This is a genomic window from Adlercreutzia equolifaciens (assembly GCF_029076695.1).
Lineage (GTDB): Bacteria > Actinomycetota > Coriobacteriia > Coriobacteriales > Eggerthellaceae > Adlercreutzia > Adlercreutzia equolifaciens_A.
This window is the reverse complement of record NZ_JARFIK010000261.1, coordinates 1-317: the sequence shown is the minus strand read 5'-3', so window position 1 is coordinate 317 and position 317 is coordinate 1. Positions and strand designations below refer to the sequence as shown.

The following is a 317-nucleotide window of genomic DNA, read 5'->3' as shown; positions in this document are numbered from 1 at the left end:
CCTCAACATCGGCGCCGGCCGCGTGGTGTTTCAGGAGCTCACCCGCATTAACCCCGCCTGCCGCGATGGTTCGCTGGCTACCAATCCGGTGCTTCAGGAGGCGTTTGCGGCGGCCAGCCAGCCTCAGGCGGCCCTCCACCTGATGGGACTTGTCTCCGATGGCGGCGTGCATTCCTCCAACGAGCACCTGTACGGCCTGGTCGTTGCGGCGGTAGCGGCCGGCGTGAAGCACGTGATGATCCACTGCTTCATGGACGGGCGCGACGTGCCGCCGTCAAGGGGTGCCGAGTACCTGCGCGAGTTGGTGGACTACATCG

The 317-nt window shown here is 66.2% G+C and carries 1 pseudogene; it reads left to right on the top strand.

Annotated features, from left to right (window positions below):
• Positions 1-317, top strand: a pseudogene (locus PZH32_RS12325) (2,3-bisphosphoglycerate-independent phosphoglycerate mutase); the annotation flags it as partial.